Origin of the sequence: Paucibacter sp. PLA-PC-4, from assembly GCF_026241155.1 — a bacterium.
Lineage (GTDB): Bacteria > Pseudomonadota > Gammaproteobacteria > Burkholderiales > Burkholderiaceae_C > Roseateles_E.
Window position 1 is genome coordinate 65,523 of the sequence record NZ_JAPFGP010000017.1, and the last position, 24,948, is coordinate 90,470.

The window sequence follows — 24,948 nt, forward strand, 5'->3', positions numbered from 1 at the left end:
TCCCTTCACTCCTTCTTCGCACCCAGGAACGCTATGAAAAACTCCTTCACCCGTCGTGCCGGCCTGCTGAGCCTGGCCGCCTTGTCGACCCTGCTGGCCGCCGGCGCGGCCCAGGCTCAGGGCAAGACCGAGCTGCTGGTGTACTCGGCGCTGGAGGCCGACCAGATCAAGGCCTACAAGCAGGCATTCGAGCAGGACCACCCGGCGATCGAGCTGAAGTTCGTGCGCGACAGCACCGGCATCGTCACCGCCCGTTTGCTGGCCGAGAAGGCAAATCCTCAGGCCGATGTGATCTGGGGTCTGGCTGCCACCTCGCTGATGCTGCTGGACAAGGAAGGCATGCTGCAGGCCTATGCGCCTAAGGGCCTGGAGAAGGTGCGCGCCAATATGCGCGATCCGCGCGCCCAGCCGACCTGGGTGGGCATGGACCTGTGGTCTTCGGCCGTTTGCTTCAACACCGTCGAGGCCGACAAGCGCAAGCTGCCCAAGCCGGCTTCCTGGGCCGACCTGACCCAGCCGGTCTACAAGGGCACGGTGACGATGCCGCACCCCGCCTCCAGCGGCACCGGCTATTTGATGGTTTCAGCATGGCTGCAGATGATGGGCGAGGACAAGGGCTGGGCATTCATGGACGCGCTGCACCAGAACATCGGCGTGTACACCCATAGCGGCTCCAAGCCCTGCCGCCAGGCCGGCGCCGGCGAGTTCCCGGTGGGTCTGTCCTTCGAGTACCGCGCCAACAAGACCAAGAAGGACGGCGCCCCGATCGACATCGTGTTCCCGAAGGAGGGCTTGGGCTGGGACCTGGAAGCCACAGCCATTCTGAAGACCAGCAAGAAGCCCGAGGCCGCCAAGGCCCTGGCCGACTGGGCCGTGACTCGCAAGGCCAACGAGCTTTATGGCGCGAACTTCGCGATTCTGGCCCTGCCCGAGGCACAGCAGAAGATGGAGCATGTGCCGGCCAATCTGGAGCAGATGCTGGCCAAGAACGACTTCGGCTGGGCCGCCGCTAACCGCGAGCGCATCCTGAACGAGTGGGCGCGCCGCTACGAAGCCAAAGCGGAAAAGAAGTAAGTAAAGGAGCCGCCATGCTGTCGCTGCGCCATCTGAACAAACGCTATGGCACGCAGCCGGTGCTGCGCGGCATCGATCTGGATGTCGCCGCCGGCGAGTTCATCAGCCTGCTCGGGCCCTCCGGCTGCGGCAAGACCACCTTGCTGCGTCTGATATGCGGCATCGAAGCGGCGGACAGCGGCAGCGTCATCCTCAACGGCCAGGACATCACGGCCTGGCCGTCCGCGCAGCGGCGCTTTGGCGTGGTGTTCCAGTCCTATGCGCTGTTCCCCAATCTGAGTCTGGCCGACAACGTGGCCTACGGGCTGCAGCGGGCCACGCGAGGCGAGCGCGCGGCCCGCGTCGCCGAGTTGCTGGAACTTGTCGGCCTGGCCGACAAGGCCAACAAGTTCCCGGCCCAGCTCAGCGGCGGCCAACAGCAGCGGGTCGCGCTGGCGCGCGCACTGGCGCCCCGGCCGCCGCTGCTGCTGCTGGACGAGCCGCTGTCGGCGCTGGACGCTCAGGTGCGCCAGGGCCTGCGCGCCGAGATCCGCCGCCTGCAGCAGCGCCTGGGCATCACGACCATCATGGTCACGCACGACCAGGACGAGGCGTTGTCGATGGCCGACCGCGTCGTCGTGATGCATCAAGGCCAGATCGAGCAGCAGGGCAGCCCGCAGCAGCTTTATGCAGCACCGGCCACGCCTTTCGTCGCCGGCTTTGTCGGCAAAATGAACTTGTTGCCGGGTCTGGTGACCGGCGCCGGCCGGGCCCGCGTCGGCACGGCCGAGCTGGCCTGCGCCAGTGCTAGCTTCGCCCGCTACAAGACCGGCAGCCCGGTACTTCTGGGCCTGCGACCCGAGTCCCTGCGGCTGCACGGCCAGGCCGGGCCCCACCGCCTTCCGGTCAGCCTCGTCGAGGCCATGTTTCTGGGCCATTGCAGCCTGCTGCGCCTGCGCTGCGAGGCACTGGACGTGCAACTGGAGCTGCAGCTGGCCACCGAGGGCGACGCCCATCTGCCGGCCTGGCTGAATGGGGGCCCGCTGTGGGTGGAGTTGCCGCCGCAGGCGGTCAGCGCGCTGGACACCCCCTTGTCGATGCGGGTGGCCGCATGAGCGTCGTGTTGCCGCAGCCTCTGCTGCTACCCAGGGTGGGCGCGCAGCGGGGTGAGGCCCGCGCGCTAGGCGGCCTGCTGGGCCTGTCGCTGGTGGTGCTGGCCGTGGCGGTGGCGCTGCCGGTGGCTGCTTTGCTGGCGCTGAGTTTTTATGGGGCCGATGGATCCTTTGTCGGACTGGCCAATTTCATCGCCTACGCGCGCGGCCCGAATGTGCTGGCCTCGCTGGGCAACAGCCTGTGGCTGTCGGCCGTCAGCGCGGCGATCTGCGTCACGCTGGCCTATGGGTATGCTTTTGCGCTGATGCACAGCTGCATGCCCGGGCGGCGCCTGCTGCGTGCGATCGCGCTGGTGCCGCTGCTGGCGCCGTCGCTGCTGATGGCCATCAGCCTGATCTATCTGTTCGGCAACCAGGGCCTGCTGAAGGACTGGTTGGCTGTGCTCGGTCTGGGCCCGGCCTACGGTCCTTTCGGCATCGTCGCCGGCTCGGTGCTGTGGACCTTTCCGCATGCGCTCTTGATCCTGTGCACCGCGCTGGCCAGCGGTGATGCGCGGCTTTACGAGGCCGCGGCCAGCCTAGGCGCGAGCCGCTGGCGTATTTTCCGCACCGTGACCCTGCCGGCCAGCCGGTACGGCCTGCTGATCTCCTATGTGGTGGTTTTCGTGCTGGTGATCACCGATTTCGGCGTACCCAAGGTCATCGGCGGCAACACGCAGGTGCTCGCCACCGATATCTACAAGCAGGTGATCGGCCAGCAGCAACTGCAGATGGGCGCGGTCGTGGCCTTGCTGCTGCTCTTGCCGGCCGGGCTGGCCTTCTGGGTCGAGCAGCGCCTGCGCGCGCGCCAGTCGGCCGCCTTGAGCGTGCGCGCCGTGCCCTACCGGCCCAGCCCCTGCAAGCCGCTGGACCGGGCGCTGCTGCTGTATTGCGGCCTGATCGCCGGCGTACTCGTGCTGGTGATGGGCGTGGCGCTGTTTGCCTCTCTGGCGACCTACTGGCCCTACAAGCTGCAGCCCACCCTGGCCAATTACAACTTCGACATGATGGACGGTGGCGGCTGGGCCAGCTATGGCAACTCGATCAAGCTGGCCTGCGCGACCGCGGTGTTGGGCGCGGGTCTGAGCTTTTTGACGGCCTATCTGGTCGAAAAGCCGCGCCGCTTTGCCGCCGCACGCGGCCTGCTCAATGCGTTTGCCAGCCTGCCGATGGCGGTGCCGGGTCTGGCCCTGGGCCTGGGCTACATCCTGTTCTTCAACGCCGCGTGGAACCCCCTGCACTTCATCTATGGCGGCATGGCCATCCTGGTGCTGTGCACGGTGGCGCATTTTTTCTCGGTCGCCCATATCACTCAGTTGACCGCCTTGCGCCAACTCGATCGTGAGTACGAGCTGGTGGCCGAATCGCTGGGCGTGCCGTTCTGGAAGACATTGTGGCGCGTGCACCTGCCGGTGCTGCTGCCCACTCTGATCCAGGTGGCCGGCTACTTCTTCGTGAACGCGCTGACCACGGTCTCAGCCGTCGTCTTCCTCTACTCGCCGGAAACCACATTGGCCTCGGTGGCCGTACTGGCGATGGACGACGCCGGCGACATCGCCCCGGCGGCCGCGATGGCCTGCCTGATCTTCCTCAGCGCCGCGCTCGGCCGCCTGTTGCTGGCGGGCCTGGAACGGCTGCTGATTCAAAAGACGCAGCGCTGGCGTGCTGCATAAGAGACTGCAAACAATGACAGTGGATGTGTTGGTGGTGGGCGCGGGCATCGTCGGCCTGGCTCATGCTTATGAGGCGGCCCGGCGTGGGCTCAAAGTCCTGGTGATGGAGCGCGACGCGGCCTGCATCGGTGCCTCGATCCGCAACTTCGGTTTCGTCACTGTGACCGGCCAGCAGGCCGGTGCCAGCTGGGCTCGGGCCAGGCGCTCGCGCGATGTCTGGGCCGAGTTGGCGCCGCAGGCCGGCATCGATGTCGTGCATCGCGGCCTGTGGCTATCGGCGCAGCGCAGCGAAGCGGGGGGGGTGCTGGAGGCCTTCATGGCCACCGAGATGGCACAGGGCTGCGAGCTGCTGAGCCCGGCCGCAGCCGCGGCCCGCTTTGCCGGGCTGAGAACCGAAGGCCTTCAGTCGGTGCTCTACAGCCCGCATGAGCTGCGGGTCGAGTCGCGCAGCGCGATCCCGAAGCTGGCGGCCTGGCTGGCCGAGACTCATGGCGTGCAGTTCCGCTTCGGCGAGGCGGTGCTGGCGGTGGCCACGCCCGAGGTGCACACTTCTCGCGGCGTCTATCGCGCCGAGCGCGTCATTGTCTGTGGGGGCGCCGAGCTGAACGGCCTGTTCGCGCCGCTGTGGCAGCCGCATGACTTGCGCCTGTGCCAGCTGCAGATGCTGCGTGTGCGACCGCAGGCCGGCTTCCGGCTGGAAGGCTCGGTGATGGGTGATTTGAGCCTGGTGCGCTACGAGGGCTATGCGGCCCTGCCCGAGGCGCAGACGTTGCGCGAGCGGCTGCTGGCGGAAGAGGGAGCCAGCCTGGCGCACGGCATCCATCTGATCGTCGTGCAAAGCGCCGATGGCTCGCTGGTGGTGGGCGACTCGCATCATTACGGGCCGGTGCTGCCGCCCTTTGCGCTGGAGGAGGTCGACGCGCTGATCCTGCGTCAACTGCGCGCAGCGCTGCGCCTGAGCGAGGCCACGGTGATCGAGCGCTGGGTCGGAACCTACCCCTCGTCGAGCCACGAGCCCTGCCTCGTGCTGGCGCCCGACGCTGCCACCCGGGCGGTCACCGTCACCAGCGGCACCGGCGCCAGCACCGCCTTCGGCCTGGCCGAAGAGGTGTTCGCGGCCTGGTGAGCAAAGTACAGACAAGGATTTGCGATGACTCAACTTCAAGCTCTGGTGTTCGACTGGGCTGGCACCATCATCGACCATGGCAGCCTTGCGCCGATGGGCGCCTTTGTGGAGCTGTTTGCCCGCCATGGCGTTGCGATCAGCATTGACGAGGCCCGGGTGCCTATGGGCCTGGCCAAGTGGGACCACATCCATGCGCTGGGCATGGCGCCGCGGATCTCGGCCGAGTGGTTGCGCCAGCATGGCCGACCGTTCCGCGACGCCGACTGCGACGCGCTGTACGAGGAATTCACGCCGATGAATGCGCAGAGTGTGCGCAACCATGCGGCGCTGATACCCGGCGCGCTGGAGATGGTGCAGGCCCTGCGCGAGCGCGGCCTGAAGATAGGCTCGACCACCGGCTACAACCGCCCCATCATGGAGGTGGTGCTGCCGCTGGCCGCGGCCCAGGGCTATGTGCCCGACAACCTGGTTTGCGCTGGCGACATGGACGGCGCAAGACCTGGCCCCTTGATGATGGTGCGGACGCTTTCGGACCTGCAGGTCTGGCCGCCGGCCGCGGTTGTTAAGGTGGACGATACGGTGCCGGGCTTGCTGGAGGGCCGCGCGATCGGCGCCTGGGTGGTGGGCCTGGCAGTCAGTGGCAACACCCTGGGCCTGAGCGAGGCGCAGTGGCTGGCCCTGCCAGAGCAAGAGCAGCAGCGGCTGCGCGAGCGGGCTACCGCCGAGCTGCGCGCCGGCGGGGCCCACTATGTGATCGACAGTGTGGCCCAGCTAGCCCCGGTCATCGCAGATATCGAGCGCCGGCTTGCGGCTGGCGAGCTGCCCGACTGAGAGGCGTTGGTGAACACAGCCGCTCAGCGGCTGTGTGACGTTAGCCGGGCCAGCGGCGTGGCCAGGCTGACACCCGGTGCGGCCGCGCTGGCGCCGCGCTTGGGTGGGGTAGTGCTGAGCACATCCTCGTCCAGCTCCTCGCGCGCCTTGCCTGGCAGCTGGCCCAGTCCCTCGGGGTTGCGGCGCATCGCAACGCCGACTGCCAGGATGTCGATGACCAGCAGATGCAGAATGCGGCTGACCATGGGCAGATGGGTGGAGACATCCTCGACATGGTCGACGATCAGGGTCGCGTCGGCCTTGCGGGCCAGCGGTGACTGGCTGGCAGTGATCGCGACCACGGCGGCGCCGCGTTCGCGCGCCTTGTCGGCCACCGCCGTGAGCTCCGGCAGCTTGCCGCTGGCGCTGATGATGACGGCCACATCGCGAGGCCCCAGCACATTGGCGGCCAGCGACTGCAGGCGCGGATCGGTGTAGGCGCTGCTGGGCACACCGAAGCGCAGGAACTTGAACTGCGCGTCCTGGGCTACGACGCCGTAATGCCCGACGGCATAGAACTCGATGCGATCCGCGCGCAGCAGCAACTCGATCGCACGATCAATCATCTCGCGGTTCAGCGCGCTGCGCACCTGTAGGATGGCCGAGGCAGTATTGCCCAGCACCTTGGCCCCGAGTTCCACCATTGAATCGTCATGGGTGACCTGGGTATGGGTCACAGGCACCGTGCCAGTCAGGCCCGAGGCCAGGCGCAACTTGAAGTCGGACAGGCCCTCGCAGCCCAGCGAGCGGCAGAAGCGGATTACCGTTGGCTGGCTGACATTGGCGGCGCGGGCGATCTCGGCGATCGGCGCGTTCAGTGCGTCGCGCGGATGGGCCAGCACATGCTCGGCAACGCGCAACTCGGCCGGTGAGAGCTGCTCGCGAGCGCGCCGGATCTGGTTCAGGATGGCCGCTCCCGGCGCGGTCTTCAGCGTGCGCAACTGCGCGTCCAGTATCGCCGAGGCGCCGATGAAGGTGGCGTGCTCGGCGGTGATGACATAGGTCGGGATCGCAGCCACATAGGCCGAGAAGCGGCCCTTGTCTTCGAAGCGCTGGCGGAAGGACGAGCGGTCGAAATACTCGCCCAGTCGGGGCACGATGCCGCCGCCGATGTAGATGCCGCCCAAAGCACCCAGCGTCACCGCCAGATTGGCCGCGGCCGTGCCCAGCAGCGCGCAGAACAGCTCCAGCGTTTCGACGCAGACCGGGTCGCTGGCGTCCAGCGCCCGCTGGGTGATCTCGGGCGCCTGCAGGTCCTCGGCCGGGCGGCCCCCATAGTCGGCCATCGCGCGGTACATCAGCGCCAGGCCCGGGCCCGACAGCAGGCGCTCGAAGGACACATGCTCGAACTCCTGCCAGGCGAAGCGCAGCAGCGCGATCTCGCGCTCGTTGCGCGGCGCGAAGCTGACATGGCCGCCCTCGGTGCCAAGCGCCACCCAGCCCTCGCCAGCCGGAATCAGGCCCGAGACCCCCAGGCCCGAGCCCGAGCCGAGGAGGCCGACGACGCTCTGCTTATTGGCCTCGCCGCCGCCGATCTGGCGCACGTCGCGGCCCGACAGGCGCGGCAGGGCCATAGCCAGCGCGGTGAAGTCGTTGACGACGACCAGGGTGTCCAGCCCCAGGCGCTGGCGCATTTCCTCGATCGAGAACTGCCAGTGGTAGTTGGTCATCCTGACCAGGTCGCCCTCGACCGGGTTGGCGATCGCAACGCCCGCGTGCTCGATCTTCACCGCCGGCAATGCCACCAGATAGGCGCTGACGGCGGCATGGAAGTCGGCATGGTCTGCGCAGCGCAGCGAGGCGATGTGCTCGAACTGGCCCTGGGCAGTTTCCAGCGCGAAGCGGGCATAGGTGCCACCGATGTCGGCGATCAGCCGGGGACTGTCGAAGGGAACCATGGCAATAGGCGGGGAGGAGGTAATGGGAAGGGCGGCTGAATCCGGTCGCCTGCGTGTCCGGATGCACGGGGCGGGTGCGCGCGATTATGGGGCCGTTGGCGCCCATCCCACCCCCGGCAAAGCGCGCACCGCGGCGCCCGCGCCGCGGCTATGTCAGAAGCAGCTTTGCTTGCGCATTTGTAGCGCAGTTACAAGATTTGGCTGGCACTTCTACGATGAATGTATGAGTCGCGGCGTTAATGTTCTCAGTTTTCAATGGGTAACGTGGATTTATGGGTTCTTGCTCTTGTGATGTGAATGTAGTTTTGTTACCTTACAAATCGGTAGAACCAACCAGCATTGGCGGCCTTCCTCCTGGTTTGAGACGGGTGGGTGGTGGCCAGCAAGCCTGAGACCATCGTGCATTGCCAACTCCCTGATTCTTTGCAGCCCCTCCTGCGGCCTTTCCTGTCGTGCTCGTCCATGTCTCCTGTCGTGCTGGGGGTGCGCTCATGACGGCGGCCATGCCCTATCTGGTTGCTGACATCGGCGGTACTAATGCGCGCTTTGGTTGGGTGGCGTGTGGTGGTTCGGTGGTGACGCATGTGCGTACGCTGCCGGTGCCGGCCCATGTCGGCCCGGCTGAGGCGGCGCGGGCTTATCTGATCGGCCTTCAGCGTGATCTGGGTGTGGCCTATCAGGCGCCACGGCGGGCTGCCTTTGCGGTTGCCACTGCGGTGGCTGGAGATCGGGTGGAGTTGACCAACAGTCACTGGAGCTTCTCGCGCGCTGCGGTGCAGGCTGCTTTGGGTCTGGATGTCTTGCTGATGCTCAATGACTTCGAGGCGCTGGCGCTGTCGCTGCCGCGCCTGGGGGCGGCGCAGCTGCGTGCGCATGGCGGGGTTCTGCTGCGGCCGAGTGGTACTTTGGCCGTCATTGGTCCTGGGACTGGTCTGGGTGTGGCTGGGGTGGTGCAGACCGCGCAGGGCTGGCTGGCGCTGCCTGGTGAGGGTGGGCATGCGACCCTGGCGCCGGCCGATGAGTTCGAGAGCGAGTTGCTGGCGCGGGTGCGGCGCGACCATGCTCATGTGTCCGCCGAGCGGCTGCTGTCCGGCATCGGTTTACCAGTGTTGTACGGGGCGGTGGCGGCGGTGTTGGGTCAGCCGGTGTCGGTGCCGCAGAGCACCGAGGCGATTGTCGAGGCGGGGGTCGACGGTACTGATGTGCTCAGTTCCCGCACGCTCGAAGCCTTCTGTGCCCTGCTGGGTAGCTTTGCCGGCAATGTGGCGCTGACCCTGGGTGCGCGCGGTGGTGTCTATATCGGCGGCGGCATCGTGCCTCGCCTGGGTGAGTGCTTCTTCGCCTCTCGCTTCAGGGAGCGCTTCGAGTCCAAGGGGCGCTTTCGCCCCTATCTGGAGGGCATTCCGACGGCCCTGATTACCGACACGCTGGCTGCGTTGGGTGGGGCGGCGCTGGCGATCGAGCAGGCCTAAGAGATCTTTGTTCTTGGTGACAGGTGTTGCGTTTTTGCAATGTAGTTGTACTACATTGATGGCGATCAGCGCCCGCGAAGGCCGCATTGCAACATCCTATTGCTTGGTGGTTTCATGGGTATTCCGCCAAAGCTCCAGTTTCATTAAGGGTTTTCGGCTGTGTTGTGAAATATCTAGTTTTGGTACAAATGTGGCTGTAGCGAGATTCCGGAACAAGAAGAAAAAGTGCATGGAATCCGGGCAGGCCTGGGTGGGCGGCCCACTGTTTGTGTTGCGTCGATGACATCGTTTAGGAGACAAAGATGACGAATGCTATGAACCAAGCCGGCGCCACGCCCGGCGCTTTGTGGAGACTCAGTCCGGTAGCCGGTGCCTGCACCGTGCTGCTGATGGTGGCCACGGTGGCGCAGGCCCAGCAGGCCGCCCAGACCACCTTGGACACCGTCACGGTGACCGGCATCCGCCGCGGCATCGAGGCTGCGATCTCGGTCAAGAAGAACTCGGACTCCATTGTCGAATCGGTCTCGGCCGAGGACATCGGCAAGCTGCCCGACAGCAGCATCGCCGAGTCGATCGCCCGCCTGCCGGGTCTGTCGGCCCAGCGCGTGGCCGGTCGCGCTCAGGTGATCAGTGTGCGCGGCCTGTCGCCCGACTTCGCCACCACCTTGCTCAATGGCCGCGAGCTCGTCAGCACGGGCGACAACCGCAGCGTCGAGTTCGATCAATACCCGTCCGAGTTGCTCAGCGGCGTGACGGTCTATAAGACGCCCGATGCCGGTCTTGTCGGCCAAGGGCTGTCGGGCACGCTGGACATGCAGACGGTGCGTCCGCTGAACTTTGGCAGCCGAGTTGTCGCGCTGAACGCCCGGGGCCAGCGCAGCTCCTTGGGGGCTGCGGCCAATGCCAAGGCAACCGGCAACCGCTTCAGTGCCAGCTATATCGACCAGTTCGCCGATAAGACCATCGGCGTGGCCATCGGCTACGCGCACCAGGAAACCCCTGTGCAGGAAGAGCAGGTCGGCCTGTACGAGCCCTGGAAGGTCGAAAGCCGTCCTGGTGTGGCCGCTGGCAGCTATGTGATGGACGGCATCAAGGCGCTGCGCCGCACCGGCAAGACCACGCGTGACGGCGTGATGGCCACGGTGGAGTTCCGACCGTCCAAGAACTGGACCAGCGTCGTCGACGCCTTTGCCGCGAAGGCCAAGCAGGAGGACACGGCCAACCAGTTCGAGCTGAACCTGCAGTACAACGGCAATTTCCCCTGCAACCCGGCCTGCACCTGGACCGATGCGAGCGTCAACGGCAACGGCACCCATACCGGCGGCACCATCACCAATGTCTACCCGCTGGTGCGGGGCATGTACAACAAGCGTGATGACAAGATCTCGGCGCTGGGCTGGAACAACAAGTTCCAGTTCGACAACGGCATCAGCGTGGTAGCTGACCTCAACTACTCCAAGGCCAAGCGCGACGAACTGAGCCTTGAGAACAATGCTCAGCTGAGCCCGGTCGGCGGCGTGCCCTTCGACACGATCAAGCTGAACTTCGCGAGCTCGAACTTCTCGACCATGGTGCCGCAGTTGGACTACTCGGATCCGGCCAAGTTGTTCCTGCGCGGCACGATCTACGGCTCCGGCTACGGCAAGGTGCCGCGCGTCGAGGATGAGCTCAGCGGTTTCAAGCTGACCGGAAATTTCCCGGCGCCGACGATGTTGTCGGGCTTGGTGGCTGATATTGACGTGGGCCTGAACTACGCCGACCGCTCCAAGAAGAAGCGCCAGCCCGAGGGCAACATCAATGTAGGCGCGCAGGGCGACACCACGGTGGCGGCCGATCTGCAATACCGCCCGGTCGATCTCGGCTTTGCCGGTCTGGGCATGATCCCGGCCTGGAATGTGCCCGGCGCGGTCGGTCGCTACATGACCTTCAACCCGACCGACACCGAAGGCTATCTGATCGCCAAGGCCTGGGATGTGGAGGAGAAGACCACGACCGCCTTTGCCCGCGCCAATGTCGACAGCACGATGTTCGGCCTGCCGGTGCGCGGCAACTTCGGTCTGCAGATGGTGCGTGTCGAGCAGCAGTCGACGGCCAACTACTTCGACGGCACCGCGCCGGTCGGCAGTCAGGTCAAGCCGGTCACCGAGGGCAAGACCGTGACCGACTTCCTGCCCAGCCTGAACCTGGCTTTCTCGCTGGGCAATGACCAGACCCTGCGTTTCGCGCTGGCCCGCCAGATGGCACGGCCGCGTGTCGACCAACTGCGCTCGGCGCTGGACTTCGGCATCGACAAGGCCAATGGCAAGCCCGGCGCCAGCGGCGGCAACTCGCAGCTCGACCCCTGGCGTGCCAATGCGCTGGACGTGTCCTACGAGAAGTACTTCGGCTCCAAAGCCTATGTGGCGGCTGCCGGTTTCTACAAGGATCTGCGCAGCTATATCTACACCCAGGGGCGCGACAACTACGACTTCTCGAAGTTCGTCGCCGGCTACTTGCCGCCGACCAACTGCGGCGCCGGCAACCAGGCATGCCCGCCGGCTCTGGATACTGGCACCTACACCGCGCCGTTCAACGGCAGCGGCGGCAAGCTCAAGGGCGTGGAGCTGTCGGCCTCGCTGCCGCTGAACCTGGTCAGCCCTATGCTCAATGGCTTCGGTCTGGTCGCCAGCGCCAGCTTCACCAGCAGCAATATCCGTATCAAGGACATTGACCCCGATGTCGTCAAGAGCGTGGGCAATGATCCGATCAGCCTGCCGGGCCTGTCCAAGCGCGTCTACAACCTGACCGCCTACTACGAGCGCGACGGTTTCGAGGCCCGCATCAGCCAGCGCAAGCGTTCCGACTTCATCGGCGAGATCGGCAACTTCAACGGCAGCCGCACGCTGCGCTATGTGGTGGGCGAGAGCATCGTCGACCTGCAGCTGGGCTACAACTTCAACCAGGGCGCGTTCAAGGGCCTGGGCCTGCTGTTCCAGGTCAACAACCTGGGCGACGACGCCTACCGCACCTACGCCGCCAGCAAGGACCGTCCGCTGGAGTACATGAAGTGGGGCCGTACCTATCTGGTCGGCGCGAACTACAAGTTCTGATCGGCGCTCGCAGCCTCCCGGCCCCGGACGCTCTCCGGGGCTTTTTCTTTGTTTGCAGGAGTCCGATATGCGCTGTCTGATCACCGGATTGAGGGGCACGCTGGCGCCGGTGCTGGCCCGGCAGCTGCGCGAGGCTGGCCACGAGCTGCTCGGCTGGGACCGCGAACAGGTCGATCCCGAGGATGCGGCGGCGGCCTCGGCCTGGCTGGCGGCGCAGCGCCTCGACGCCATCGCCCATCTGGCGATGGGCAGCGCTGACTGGGCCGGCCGGCTGGCCGCCCATGCGGCCGCGCGGGGCCTGCCCATGCTCTTCACCAGTACCGCGATGGTGTTCCATCACGAGCCCGACGGCCCGCATGGCCCGCAGGACCAGCGCACGGCGCTGGATGTCTACGGCCGCTACAAGATTGCCAGCGAGGACGCGGTGCGGGCCGCCTGCACCGAGGCCACGGTGGCCCGCATCGGCTGGCAGATCGATGCCGAGCGCCCCGGCAACAATATGCTGATGGCGCTGGACGACTGGCAGCGTCGCGAGGGCCGGGTCTCGGCCAGTGCCGCCTGGCGGCCGGCCTGTTCCTTCATGGACGACACGGCCGCCGCGCTGATGGGCCTGCTGCTGCGGCCCGAGCCGGGCGTCGTGCATCTGGACAGCAATGCCGACGAGGCCCATGGTTTCGATCGCGTCGCCGCCGCCCTGCGGGCGCGCTTCGGGCGCGCCGATTGGCGCATCGAGGTGCATCAGGACTATCGCCACGACCAGCGTCTGGCCGGCGGCCAGCGGCGGATGCCGGGCTTGTCAGAGCGGCTGCCCGAGCTCCTCTCTGCCTGAATCGCCAGCTGAAGGCTTTGTTGCTGTCGCACGCAGCAGCCGGGGCAGCAGGGCCAGGCCGGCCAGCGCGGCCAGCAGGCTCAGCGCCCACAGCGCGGTGCCCGGCGCCAGCAAGACCTGACCCTGCCAGAGATGGGCGCCGGCCACGCCGCCCAGCGACAGAAGGCGCAGCCGTTCGCCACCGACCGCCGCCGCCGGGTCTTCCAGCAACCGGGCCAGCAGCACCAGGCTCAGCACCAGACCGACCGCCGCGGCCAGGCCGAGCTGCAGGCTTAGGCGCGGCTCCACCGCCAGGAAGTACACAGCCAGCAGCAACAGCAGCGCCAGCTGCAGCAGGCCGTACAGCGGCAGGCCCGGCGGCAGCGGCGGTGCATAGCGGACAAAGCGCGCCAGATCTGGCTTGGGCTTGGGCGCCAGCCGCTCGGCGGCGGCTGGTCGCCAGGCGGGGCGCCGAAACCAGATGGTCAGCTTGTCGCGCCAGTTGTCAGCCAGCCGCGCATCGCGCCACAGCTCGGCATAGTTGCGGGTATTGGCCTGCCAGACGCTCCAGCTGCGCAGCGGCCCCAGCACACCGTAGACGATGGGCTCGCCCTCGCGCTCCTCGACAAAGGTGCCGAACAGCCGGTCCCACAGGATCAGGATGCCGCCGTAGTTGCGGTCCAGGCAGTAGTTGTTCTGGCCATGGTGGACGCGGTGGTTGGACGGGGAAACGAAGACCCGGTCGAACCAGCCCAGCTTGCCGACCAGGCGGGTGTGGACCCAGAACTGGTAGAGCAGATCGATCAGGCCGACGACGACAAACATCAGCGGCGGCACGCCCAGCAGCGCCATCGGCAGATAGAAGATCCAGCTGAACAAGAACCCGGTGCTGGTCTGGCGCAATGCGGTGCTGAGGTTGTATTCCTCGCTGCTGTGGTGCACCACATGGGCGGCCCACAGGAGCGCAACCTCGTGGCCGAGTCTATGGTTCCAGTAGTACAGGAAATCGTAGAGCAAGAGGGCCAGCACCCAAGCCCAGACGGCGTCCAGCGGCCACTCGGTCAGCGCCGCATGCTGCCAGACCAGGGTGTAGAGGCCCACCGTCATCAGCTTGGTGAACACGCCCGCCAGCTGGCTGGTGATGCCGGCCGCCAGGCTGGCGACCGTGTCGGCGGCGCGGTAGACGACCTCGCCGCAGCGGCGGCTCCACAGGAACTCGGCCGCCATCAGCAACACAAAGACCGGGACGGCGTAGACGATGGGATTGAGCATGGCCGAAGTCTAGGCCCGGTGCTCGGGGCCCAGGGGGCGGTGCAAACCCGGCTGTCTCAGATCAAGCCCGCCCATCCCTGCTGGTGCTGGCTGAAGCGCTCGCGCAGCAAGGCCTGCTGCTCGGCCGACAGCGGGCCTTGGGCAACGGCCGCCAGGTTCTGCTTGAAGTGGGCGAGCTTGCTGGTGCCGACGATGGCGCTGGCGACGCCTGGCGCGTGGGCGGCAAAGCGCAGCGCCAGGCCCAACCAGTCCGTGTCCTCAGGCAGCTCCTGCGGCAGCCCCATGGCCTGCCAACGGTCCCAGTACTGGCCCTCGGCAAAGTCATCGGGTCGCTGCGCATGGCGCCAGACAGCGCCAGCCACCGGGCGCTTGGCAATCACGCCCAGGCCGCGAGCCTGTGCCAGCGGCAGGCGCTGGTCCAGATTGACCTGGTCGCAGACGCTGATCGAGGTCTGCACGGCGCCGAAGAGCTCGCAGCCCAACGCGAAATCCAGCTCGGCGTTGTCGCCCGAATAGGCCGCCACGCGGAGTTTGCCGGCGCGCCGGCAATCGTCCAGCGCGCGTATCACCTCGCCTTGCTGCAGCAGCGGCAGCGGGCAGGAGTGCAGATGCACGATGTCGATCATCTCGCAGCGCATCAGGCCCAGCGCGCGCTCGACGCCGGCGACGATGCAGTCGTAAGTCCAGTCCAGCACGCCGTCGACGCCATAGCCGACCTTGGTGGACAGCACGAAGTTTGCCCGCCGGTGCGCCAGATGGCGGCCGATGCGGGCCTCGGACAGGCCGTAGCCGCGCGCGGTGTCGATCAGATTGATGCCCAGATCGAGCACCTCGTTGAGCAGGCGGCCGGCCTCGTCCTCGCTGAGCCTGTGGTCGTTGATATGCATCGCGCCAAAGCCCAGGGCCGAGACCCGCAGGCCGCTGCGGCCGAATTCACGCCAGTGCATCGTCATTCAACCTTTGACGCCGCCGGCGGTCAGTCCGGACACGATCCAGCGCTGGGCCACTAGGAAGACCGCCGTGATCGGCAGGCCGGACAGCACGGCCGCCGCAGCGAAGTCGCCCCATAGAAAGCGCTGGTCGTGCAAATAATATTTGGAGCCGACGGCCAGGGTCAGATTGCCTTCCTCGCGCAAGAGCACCGAGGCCACCGGGTACTCGATGATGGTGCCTATGAACGCCAGCACGAAGACCACCATCAGGATGGGCACGGCCATCGGCAGCAGCACCAGGCGGAAGGCCTGCCAGTGGCTGGCGCCGTCGACCTTGGCGCATTCCTCGATCTCGACCGGGATGGTCTCGAAATAGCCCTTGATGGTCCAGATATGGGTGGCGACGCCGCCCAGATAGGCCAGCACCAGGCCGGCATGGGTCTCGATGCCCAGACCGGGAATGTAGCCGCCGATGGCCTCGAAGATCGCATAGATGGCCACCAGGGCCAGCACGGGCGGGAACATCTGCAAGAGCAACATCGAGTTCAGGATGGTGGTCTGGAAGCGGAACCTCATACGCGCGAAGGCATAGGCGGCTGTGGTCGAGATCGCGACGATCAGCAAGGCTGAGAGCGTTGCGACCTTGACCGAGTTCCATAGCCAAGTCAGCACCGGGAAGGGCGGCTGCACCACGCTGCCATCGGCCGCTTGATAGGGAATGCCCAGTGCCAGCTGCCAGTGCTCCAAGCTGATCTCGCTCGGGATCAGGCTGCCGGTGGCGAAGTTGCCGGGGCGCAGCGAGATCGAAACCACGGCCAGCAGCGGGAACAGGGTCAGGGCCAGGAAGGCCCAGAGCAGCGCATGCGCCGCGAGGACGCGCCAGCGGGCTTGTTTGCCTCGAACGATGGCCATATCAGTGCCTCAGGAGTTTTGTGTCCTGCGCATCAGGCGCAGGTTCAGCAGCGACATCGCCGCCACCAGGATGAAGATCAGCGTCGAGATCGCGGCCGCCAGGCCGAAATCCGAGCCGGAGTCCTTGAAGGCGATGCGGTAGGTGTAGGACACCAGGATGTCGGTCTGGCCGGCCGGGATCTTGGTCGACAGATAGTCGGGCCGGCCGTCGGTCAGCAGCGCGATCAGCACGAAGTTGTTGAAGTTGAAGGCGAAGGCGCTGACCAGCAGCGGCGCCAGCGGCTTGATGACCAGCGGCGCGGTGATCTTGAAGAAATTGGTCAGCGGGCCGGCGCCGGCAATCGCCGAGGCCTCGTAGAGATCGGCCGGGATGGCCTTCAAGAGGCCCGAGCACAAAATCATGATGTAGGGATAGCCCAGCCAGACATTCACGATCACCAGCATCAGCTTGGCCAGCAGCGGGTCGGCGAACCAGGCCGGCTTGATGCCCAAGAGCGCATCGAGGATGGCATTGATCTCGCCGAAGTTCTGGTTGAACAGGCCCTTAAAAACGAGGATGGAGATGAAGCCCGGCACCGCATAAGGCAGGAAGAGCAGGGTGCGGTAGGTGCCGCGGTACTTCAGGTCTTCCCAGTTCAGCACGGTGGCCAGCAGCATGCCGATGGCGGTGGCGCAGATGACGGTCACCAGCGAGAACACGACGGTCCAGCTGAAGATGGACAGGAAGGGGCCGCGGAACTCGGCGTCGACCACCATGCGCGTGTAGTTCTGCCAGCCGACCAGCACCTTGAAGCCCGGCTGCAGGCGCTCGCCGCTGGCGCTCTCGAAATAGCCGGTGTCGCGGTTGGCGCGGAAGACCTGGCCATCGGCGGCGCGCGTCAGACTCTCATCCGCGTTGGCGCGCCAGTGCCGCTTGATCGGGCCGAACTCGCGCAGGCCCAGATAGTGCAGCGCGTCCAGGCCGGTACTGGCGGGAAGTGTCAGCCTGAGCTGCATCAAGGCCTCGCGGTGCCGGATCAGCTCGCGCAGTGACAGGGCCGGCCCCAGGACCAGATCTTGACCGGCGGTCATCGCGATCTCGGTGCCCGGCTCGGTCTGGCCCAGGGCCAGTGGTGGCGACAACCATTGCGGCGCGGCCGCCTCGTCAGCGCCGCGCAGCGCCAGCCGGTAGCCAGCACCCTCGGCATGAAGGCTGAAATGCTGCACCTGGGCCTGAACAGGCTCGTGCTGGTCCAGCAGGTACTCGCGCACCCGTTCTTCACTGAGCAGATGGGCCGAGGAGTAGTTGGTAAAGCCGATTTGGGCCGTGTAGACCAGCGGGAAGGCGATGAAGACCAGCATGCCGGCGATGCCGGGGAAGAGATAGCGGTACGCAAAGCCGGCACTGCTGACATAGACGTAAAAGCCAGCGCAGAACAGGGTGAGTGCGCCGACGGCCCAGGCCATCTGGCCCGAGGCATAGATCATGAAGACCGTGTAGAGCGCGGCCAGCATGGCCAGGCCAGTGAGGGGCCAGCGCAGCAGGCGGGCGGTTTTTTCAATCGCGCTCGGCGGCAGCGTGCTGTAGGCGCCCAAGGGCAGGGTGGCGGTCGCGGTCATGTGAGCCCCTCGTCCGATGCGTACATCGTCCGATCCCCCGAGGGGATGCGGGCCGGCTTGGGAGCGGCCCGGCGCTCGGCCCGGGCCAGGCGTCTTGATAGGTAATTCTTCATTTGTTCAGCAGCATGCGGCCCGAGGCGCCGGCTAGCGCGTCCTTCGGTGACTGCAGTCCGTTGGTGATGGCTTCCAGCGCGGCGTCCATCGCGGTCCAGAAGCGGCCGACCTCGGGGATGTTGGGGATGGGCTCGCCCAGGCGGGCGTTCTCCATGCTGGCGCGTATCAGGGGGTTGGCGGCCAGCTCGGCATAGAAGGCCTTGTTGGCCGGCACGCCGATCGGCACATCGGCATCCAGCACCTTCAGCGCCTCGGGCCGCATCAGATGGTTCTCGACGAACTCGCGGGCGATGTCCTTGAGCTTGCTGGGCGCAGCAATCATGCAGCCGAGCACGCCGACAAACGGTTTCGAGGGCTTGCCCGGCAGCACACCGGGAATCGGCGCGACGCCGAAATCGATCTTGGCCTTGCGCGCGTTGTCCCAGGCCCAGGCGCCGGAGATCATCATCGCGACCTCGCCGCGGGCGAAGCCGGTCTCCATCTCCGAGTAGCGCGCGCCCTTGGGCATATGGCCCTCTTTCAGCAGCCGCTCGATCATCCGCGCGCCGGCCAGCGCGCCGGCGTTGTTGACGCCCACCTGGGCCGCGTCATAGTCGCCCTGCGCATCGCGGCCGAAGATCTGGCCGCCGGCGCCGGCCAGCAGCGGCCAGCTGAAGAAGCTCTTGTTGTAGTCCCACAGGATGGCGTGCTTGCCCTGGGCCTTGAGCTGCTTGTCCAGCGCGATCACCTCGTCGAAGGTGGTCGGCGGCTTGGGCACCAGGGCCTTGTTGTAGATCAGCCCGGTGGTCTCGATCGCGATCGGATAGCCCCAGAGCCGGCCCTTGTAGGCAAAGGCCTTCCAGGCCGTCTCCTCGACCTCGTCATAGAGCTTCTTGCCGGGTCGCAGCGGCGTCAGCAGGCCCGACTTGGCCCATTCGCCGACCCGGTCATGCGGCCAGCAGAAGATGTCCGGCCCCTTGCCAGCGCCGGCCGCCTGCTGGAATTTGTCGGTGGCGTCGACCGGATGCTCGACCACCACCTTGACCCCCGACAGCTTCTCGAAGGCATTGCCGACCTTCTGCAAGCCGTTATAGGCCTTGTCGCCATTGATCCAGACCAGCAGCTTGTGGTCTTGGGCCTGGGCCGTGCCCGCAAGCACCAGTCCTGCCAGCAGCAGTGATGCGGCTTTCATGCCGACAGCTCCGGCGCGGCCTGGCGGCGCAGCGCGCGGCCTTGCGCGTCGAACAGATAGAGGGCCTCGGGCGGCAGGTGCAGCTGCAGCGCATCGCCGCTGCGCAGGCGGTCGCTGCCGTTGCGGCCCTCGAACTGGCAGGTCAGAGGCTCTTCCAGACCCGGGTAAGGGCAGTACGCAAAGGTGGTGCCGCCCAGCGACTCGACAAAGGCCACGGTGCTGTGCAGCAGATTGCTTTCGCCGCCATCGCGGCTGATGCGGATGTGTTCGGGTCGTACGCCCAGCGTCAGCTTGTCGCCGGGCTGGGCGCGCGAGGCGTCGACGCGGGCCAGCAGCGTGTTGCCGTCCGTCAGCCGGATCTGGGCTTCGGAACTGCTCCCCCGAAGCAGTTCCGCCTCAAGAAAATTCATCTTCGGTGAGCCGATGAAGCCGGCGACAAAGAGATTGTCCGGATGCTCGTAGAGCTCCAGCGGCGTGCCGATCTGCTCGATCCTGCCGGCCGAGAGCACGACGATACGGTCGGCCAGCGTCATCGCTTCCACCTGGTCGTGTGTCACATAGACCATGGTGGTCTTCAGCTCCTCATGCAGCTTGGCGAACTCGTAGCGCATGCGCACGCGCAGCGCGGCATCGAGATTGGATAGCGGTTCGTCGAACAGAAAGACCTCGGGCTTGCGCACGATGGCGCGGCCAATCGCGACGCGCTGGCGCTGTCCGCCGCTCAGGTCCTTAGGTCTACGGTCCAGCAGGTGCTCGATATGCAGGATCTTCGCGGCGTTGCGTACCGCGCCGTCGATCTCGTGCTTGGGCACCTTGGCGAGCTTCAGGCCGAAGGCCATGTTGTCGTACAGATTCATATGCGGGTACAGCGCATAGCTCTGGAACACCATCGCGATGCCGCGCTCGGCCGGCGGCACATCGTTGACGAGCACCCCGCCGATGCGCAGCTCGCCGCCGGTGATCTCCTCCAGGCCGGCGATGGTGCGCAAGAGCGTGGACTTGCCGCAGCCCGAGGGGCCGACAAAGACCATGAATTCGCCATCGCGAATCTCCAGGTCTATGCCATGCAGGATCTTGGTCGGGCCGTAAGCCTTGGCCACGCCGGACAGCAATACATCAGCCACAGAACACCTCCGCGCCGGGCCCGAGGCCGGGCACGGCTTGTCTCTCAGGGTTGGATTTGTAGAGAATATACAGGCGAAAATGTAGTCATACAACGGAAGTTGCCCACAGCTCTCCAGATTCAATCAAGTAAAATCAATGGTTTAGGGCTATCTTCGGGATTTCCATATGTAGTCAAACTACACAAATTGCAGGTGCTCAACGATACTTTGGCCAACGCTGCCGCTGAGCCTCGCTTTTTTCTCATGCGGCATTCTTGCCCCGGCCTCCGGGCCTCGCATTGATGAACACCCCTATGACCGCTAGCGCTCAACTCGGCCGCCTTCAGGCCCGAACACCGATGACGACAGACGCCCTCCAGACCGCTTTCAAGACCGCCGTCCGGCACCAGCTCGAGCAATCGTCAGACGGCGCCCGTCAGCAGGCCTCTTCCCCCGTGCTCTTGCGTGCCGCCGCCGTGGCTTGCCGCGAGCTGCTGGCGCAGCGCTGGGCAGCGACCCAGGCGGCCGATGCTCGGCGCGGCGTCGGTGCGCCGGTGCGCCGTGTCCACTACCTGTCGATGGAATTCCTGATGGGCCGGGCCCTGTCCAATGCGCTGGCCGCGCTGGACCTGGATGACACGGTGCGCGAGGCCTTCCTGGCCCAGGGTCAGGCCTTGTCTGACGTGCTGGAGCGCGAGCCCGACGCGGCGCTGGGCAACGGCGGCCTCGGTCGGCTGGCCGCTTGCTTCCTGGACTCCTTCGCCGAGCTGGGCCTGCCGTCTTTTGGCTACGGCCTGCGTTACCAGTACGGCATGTTCGCCCAGGCCATCCAGGGGGGGCGCCAGATCGAGGCGCCGGACGACTGGATGCGCGCCGGCAACCCCTGGGAGGTGGCGCGGCCCGAGCTGCGTTATCCGGTCGGCTTTGGCGGCCAGGTCGTGGTGGAGGAGGGCGGGGCGCGCCGCTGGCTGCCCACCGAGCGCCTGGTGGCCGAAGGCTATGACTTCATCGTGCCGGCCCACCACAGCGAGCGCGTTTCGACGCTGCGCCAATGGCATGCGACGGCCGCCGACCCGATCGACTTTGCGGCCTTTTGCCATGGTGACTATGCCCGCGCGGCCGAACACCGCGTCGCCGCCGACGCGCTGAACTGGGTGCTCTACCCCGACGACAGCACCGAGGCCGGCCGCATCCTGCGCCTGAAGCAGGAGGCCTTCTTGGTCATCGCCTCGCTGCAGGACCTGATCGGACGCCATCTGCGGGAGTTCGGTGATCTGCGGACTCTCGGCAAGCTCAATGCCATCCATCTGAATGACACTCATCCGGCGCTGGCCCCAGCCGAGCTGATGCGCCTACTGCTGGACGAGCATGGCCTGAGCTGGGACGAGGCCTGGGCGATCACGCGCCAGGCGGTCTCCTATACCAATCACACCTTGATGCCCGAGGCGCTGGAGACCTGGGGCGTGCGCATGTTCGAGGCGCTGCTGCCGCGCCATCTCGAGATCATCTACGAGATCAACCACCGCTTCCTGGCCGAGGTGCGCGGCCGCTTCCCCGGCGACGAGGCGCTGATCAAGCGCGTCTCCCTGGTCGACGAGGGCGGCGGTTATGGCGGCGAGCGCAGGGTGCGCATGGCCGCGCTGGCCATCGTGGCCTCGCACAAAGTCAACGGCGTCGCGGCCCTGCACTCCGAGCTGATGGTGCAGACCATCTTTGCCGACTACGCGAAAATCTTCCCGGGCCGCTTCCACAACGTCACCAATGGCGTGACGCCGCGCCGCTGGCTGCAGCAGGCCAACCCGGCGCTGTCCCGCCTGATCGACAGCCGCATCGGCACGGACTGGCGCCAGGATCTCGCGCACCTCGCGCAACTCAAGCCCTTGGCAGCCGATGCGGGCCTGGGCCGCGAGCTGCAGGCGGTCAAGCGTGCCAACAAGGAAAGACTAGCGGCCTTGATCCGCCGCGAGCTGGGCATCACCGTCAATCCGGACAGCCTTTTCGATGTGCAGATCAAGCGCATCCACGAGTACAAGCGCCAGCTGCTCAACATCCTGCATGTGATCAGCCGATATCAGGCCATCGTCGCGAACCCGGGTGCAGAGTGGGTACCGCGCACCGTGGTGATCGCCGGCAAGGCGGCCTCCGCCTATATCGCGGCCAAGTCCATCATCCACCTGGCCCATGATGTCGGCCGTGTCGTCAACAGCGACCCCAGAGTCGCAGACAAGCTCAAGCTCGTTTTCCTGCCCAACTACAGCGTCAGCCTGGCCGAGACCATCATCCCGGCCGCCGATCTCAGCGAGCAGATCTCCACCGCCGGCACCGAGGCCTCGGGGACCGGCAATATGAAGTTCGCGCTCAACGGTGCGCTGACCATAGGAACCTGGGACGGCGCCAATATCGAGATGGCCGAAGCTTTTGGCGTGGAGAACATGTTCACCTTCGGCCTTCGCACCGAAGGCGTGGCCCAGATCAAGGCGCTGGGCTATGACCCGCGCCTGTATGTCGAGCAGAACCTGCAGCTGAAGAATGTCGTCGATGCGATCGCGCGCGGCGAGTTCGGCGGCGATGCGAGCCGCTACCGCGCTCTGGTCGACAATCTGCTGGGCCGCGACGGCTATCTGCTGATGGCCGACTTTGCCGACTATGTGGCAGCTCAGGACCGGGTCGATGCGCTGTTCAAGCAGCCCGAAGCCTGGGCCCGTCAGGCGCTCTTGAACATCGCCGGCATGGGCTGGTTCTCGTCGGACCGCACGATTGCCGACTATGTGGAGCGGGTCTGGTCCGTCAAGAGCCTGAGCTGATGTCCGCACCGCCGCTCGCTGCCGAGGACCTGGCCCTGTTGGCCCGTGGCGAGCACCCGCGACCCTATCGGGTGCTGGGCGCCCATGCCCTGAAGCATCGGCGCCAGGCCGGCGTGCGCTTTGCCGTCTGGGCGCCGCATGCGCGGCGAGTCAGCGTCGTGGGCGACTTCAACCAATGGGACGGTCGCCAGCACCCGTTGCAGCTGCATGCCGAGTCCGGTATCTGGGCCGGCTTCGTGCCGGGCGCCAAGCCCGGTGACTTCTACAAATACGAGCTGGAAGACGCGGATGGCAGCCTGCTGCCGCTGAAGGCCGATCCATATGCGCGCGCTGCCCAGCTGCGGCCCGAGACCGCCAGCATCGTGGCCGAGCCGGTGCCCGATCGGCAAGACCTGGCTCCGAGCCGCGCCGCCGCCAACCGGCGCGATGCGGCGATCTCCATCTACGAGGTGCATCCGGCCTCCTGGCGGCGCGGCGCGGGCCAGTTTCCCAACTGGGACGAGCTTGCCGCCACGCTGCCGGCCTATGCAGCTGATCTGGGCTTCACCCATATCGAGCTGCTGCCCATCACCGAGTTCCCCTTCGACGGCTCCTGGGGCTACCAAACCCTGGGCCTGTATGCGCCGAGTGCGCGCTTCGGTCCGCCCGAGGGCTTCGCGCGCTTTGTCGCGGCCTGCCACGCTCATGGCCTGGGCCTGCTGCTGGACTGGGTGCCGGCGCATTTTCCGGCTGACACCCATGGGCTGGCGCGGTTCGACGGCACGCCGTTGTACGAGTACGCCGATCCACGCGAGGGCTTTCATTGCGACTGGAACACGCTGATCCATGACTTCGGCAAGCCCGGTGTGCGACAGTTCTTGACCGGCAGCGCACTGTACTGGGCCGAATGCTGGGGTGTCGACGGTCTGCGCGTCGATGCGGTGGCTTCGATGCTTTACCGCGACTACTCGCGGCCCAGCGGCGAATGGATTCCGAACCTACACGGCGGGCGCGAGAACCTGGAGGCGATCTCGCTGCTCAAGCGCATCAACGAGACCTTGGGGCTGGAAGCGCCCGGCGTCATCAGCGTGGCCGAGGAGTCGACCAGCTTTCCCGGCGTCTCGGCGCCCACCTATGCCGGCGGCCTGGGCTTCCACTACAAATGGAATATGGGCTGGATGAACGACACGCTGGCCTATATGCGCGAGGATCCCGTCCATCGCCGCTGGCACCACGACAAGATGAGCTTCGGCCTGGTCTACGGCTTCAGTGAGAACTTCGTGCTGCCGCTCTCGCATGACGAGGTCGTGCATGGCAAGGGATCGATGCTGGGCAAGATGCCCGGCGATGCGTGGCAGAAGTTCGCCAACCTGCGCGCCTACTACGGCTTTATGTGGGGCCACCCAGGTAAGAAGCTGATCTTCATGGGCCAGGAGTTCGCCCAGAACAGCGAATGGAACCATGAGGCCGAGCTGCCCTGGGGCTTGTTGCAGGACGCTCGTCATGCCGGCGTGCAGCGCCTGGTGCGCGACCTGAACTCCCTGTACCGCGCCGAGCCGGCCTTGCATAGACTGGACTGCGAGGCGAGCGGCTTTCAGTGGCTGCAGGCCGAGGATCGCGAGCAGTCGGTGCTTGCCTGGATGCGCCTCGACAGGCATGAAGAAAACAGACAGGGCAGGGCGGTGATCGTGGTCTGCAACTTCACGCCGGTGCCGCGGCCGCATTACCGCCTGTCGGTGCCGGTCGACACAGCTACGAGGACCAACACCTGGCGCGTGGTGCTGAACACCGACGCTGGCCACTATGGTGGAAGTACCAGCAGCAACACGAGCCATCTCGACCGGGCCCCGCTGGTCGGCGAAGATGGCTCGCTGACGCTGGACCTGCCGCCACTGGCCACACTTTTTCTTGTTGCCTACTGA

The 24,948-nt window shown here is 66.2% G+C and carries 17 protein-coding genes; 10 read left to right on the top strand and 7 right to left on the bottom strand.

From position 1 onward, the window contains the following. Positions 1 to 33: 33 nt before the first annotated feature. Genes OOZ63_RS22845 through phnX form a run of 5 tightly spaced genes read left to right on the top strand, consistent with a single transcriptional unit; the run spans position 34 to position 5,834 of the window. Positions 34 to 1,074, top strand: coding sequence for a putative 2-aminoethylphosphonate ABC transporter substrate-binding protein (locus tag OOZ63_RS22845; protein WP_266007935.1), 1,041 nt, complete (start codon positions 34 to 36; stop codon positions 1,072 to 1,074). Between the two features lie 14 nt (positions 1,075 to 1,088). Further along, positions 1,089 to 2,168: an ABC transporter ATP-binding protein gene (locus OOZ63_RS22850; RefSeq protein ID WP_266007936.1), complete on the top strand. Its 1,080-nt coding sequence runs from the start codon at positions 1,089 to 1,091 to the stop codon at positions 2,166 to 2,168. Beyond that, entirely contained in the window at positions 2,165 to 3,877 is a 1,713-nt protein-coding gene (locus OOZ63_RS22855; RefSeq protein WP_266007937.1) for a putative 2-aminoethylphosphonate ABC transporter permease subunit, read from the top strand. The genes OOZ63_RS22850 and OOZ63_RS22855 overlap by 4 nt, the downstream gene beginning before the upstream one ends. Before the next feature lie 13 nt (positions 3,878 to 3,890). Continuing rightward, the gene (locus OOZ63_RS22860; protein WP_266007938.1) at positions 3,891 to 5,003 is read left to right on the top strand and encodes a TIGR03364 family FAD-dependent oxidoreductase; all 1,113 of its coding nucleotides are present in this window, start codon (positions 3,891 to 3,893) and stop codon (positions 5,001 to 5,003) included. 24 nt (positions 5,004 to 5,027) lie between these two features. Further along, the gene (gene phnX / locus OOZ63_RS22865; RefSeq protein ID WP_266007939.1) at positions 5,028 to 5,834 is read left to right on the top strand and encodes a phosphonoacetaldehyde hydrolase; all 807 of its coding nucleotides are present in this window, start codon (positions 5,028 to 5,030) and stop codon (positions 5,832 to 5,834) included. Positions 5,835 to 5,857: 23 nt separating this feature from the next. Here the strand turns inward: phnX and OOZ63_RS22870 are convergent, their stop codons facing one another. Continuing rightward, a complete protein-coding gene (locus OOZ63_RS22870; protein ID WP_266007940.1) occupies positions 5,858 to 7,771 on the bottom strand; it encodes a glucokinase in 1,914 nt (637 codons plus the stop codon). Positions 7,772 to 8,274: 503 nt separating this feature from the next. On the opposite strand from OOZ63_RS22870, the gene glk reads away from it, so the two are divergent. The 3 genes from glk (at position 8,275) to OOZ63_RS22885 (ending at position 13,161) form a co-directional block, all read left to right on the top strand. Further along, a complete protein-coding gene (glk, locus tag OOZ63_RS22875) occupies positions 8,275 to 9,243 on the top strand; it encodes a glucokinase (protein ID WP_266007941.1) in 969 nt (322 codons plus the stop codon). A 302-nt stretch (positions 9,244 to 9,545) separates the two neighbouring features. Continuing rightward, entirely contained in the window at positions 9,546 to 12,332 is a 2,787-nt protein-coding gene (locus OOZ63_RS22880) for a TonB-dependent receptor (RefSeq protein ID WP_266007942.1), read from the top strand. A 67-nt stretch (positions 12,333 to 12,399) separates the two neighbouring features. Continuing rightward, positions 12,400 to 13,161 (top strand): sugar nucleotide-binding protein, encoded by a 762-nt coding sequence (locus tag OOZ63_RS22885; protein ID WP_266007943.1) that lies wholly within the window; start codon positions 12,400 to 12,402, stop codon positions 13,159 to 13,161. On the opposite strand, the gene OOZ63_RS22890 is transcribed toward OOZ63_RS22885, so the two are convergent. The 6 genes from OOZ63_RS22890 to OOZ63_RS22915 form a co-directional block, all read right to left on the bottom strand. Next, entirely contained in the window at positions 13,129 to 14,412 is a 1,284-nt protein-coding gene (locus OOZ63_RS22890) for a sterol desaturase family protein (protein WP_266007944.1), read from the bottom strand. The genes OOZ63_RS22885 and OOZ63_RS22890 overlap by 33 nt on opposite strands. Positions 14,413 to 14,468: 56 nt before the next feature. After that, positions 14,469 to 15,359, bottom strand: a complete 891-nt coding sequence (locus tag OOZ63_RS22895; protein ID WP_266007945.1) for an aldo/keto reductase — start codon at positions 15,357 to 15,359, stop codon at positions 14,469 to 14,471. A 6-nt stretch (positions 15,360 to 15,365) separates the two neighbouring features. Next, the gene (gene malG / locus OOZ63_RS22900; protein WP_266007946.1) at positions 15,366 to 16,256 is read right to left on the bottom strand and encodes a maltose ABC transporter permease MalG; all 891 of its coding nucleotides are present in this window, start codon (positions 16,254 to 16,256) and stop codon (positions 15,366 to 15,368) included. A gap of 9 nt (positions 16,257 to 16,265) precedes the next feature. Next, a complete protein-coding gene (gene malF / locus OOZ63_RS22905) occupies positions 16,266 to 17,855 on the bottom strand; it encodes a maltose ABC transporter permease MalF (protein WP_266007947.1) in 1,590 nt (529 codons plus the stop codon). A gap of 109 nt (positions 17,856 to 17,964) precedes the next feature. Next, positions 17,965 to 19,140, bottom strand: a complete 1,176-nt coding sequence (gene malE, locus OOZ63_RS22910) for a maltose/maltodextrin ABC transporter substrate-binding protein MalE (RefSeq protein ID WP_266007948.1) — start codon at positions 19,138 to 19,140, stop codon at positions 17,965 to 17,967. After that, entirely contained in the window at positions 19,137 to 20,264 is a 1,128-nt protein-coding gene (locus OOZ63_RS22915) for a sn-glycerol-3-phosphate ABC transporter ATP-binding protein UgpC (protein WP_323055778.1), read from the bottom strand. The genes malE and OOZ63_RS22915 overlap by 4 nt, the downstream gene beginning before the upstream one ends. A 338-nt stretch (positions 20,265 to 20,602) precedes the next feature. On the opposite strand from OOZ63_RS22915, the gene OOZ63_RS22920 reads away from it, so the two are divergent. Both OOZ63_RS22920 and glgB read left to right on the top strand, forming a co-directional pair. Beyond that, on the top strand, positions 20,603 to 23,047 hold the full coding sequence (locus OOZ63_RS22920; RefSeq protein WP_266007949.1) for a glycogen/starch/alpha-glucan phosphorylase: 2,445 nt from the start codon (positions 20,603 to 20,605) through the stop codon (positions 23,045 to 23,047). Next, a complete protein-coding gene (gene glgB / locus OOZ63_RS22925) occupies positions 23,047 to 24,948 on the top strand; it encodes a 1,4-alpha-glucan branching protein GlgB (RefSeq protein WP_266007950.1) in 1,902 nt (633 codons plus the stop codon). Before OOZ63_RS22920 ends, glgB begins: the two co-directional genes overlap by 1 nt.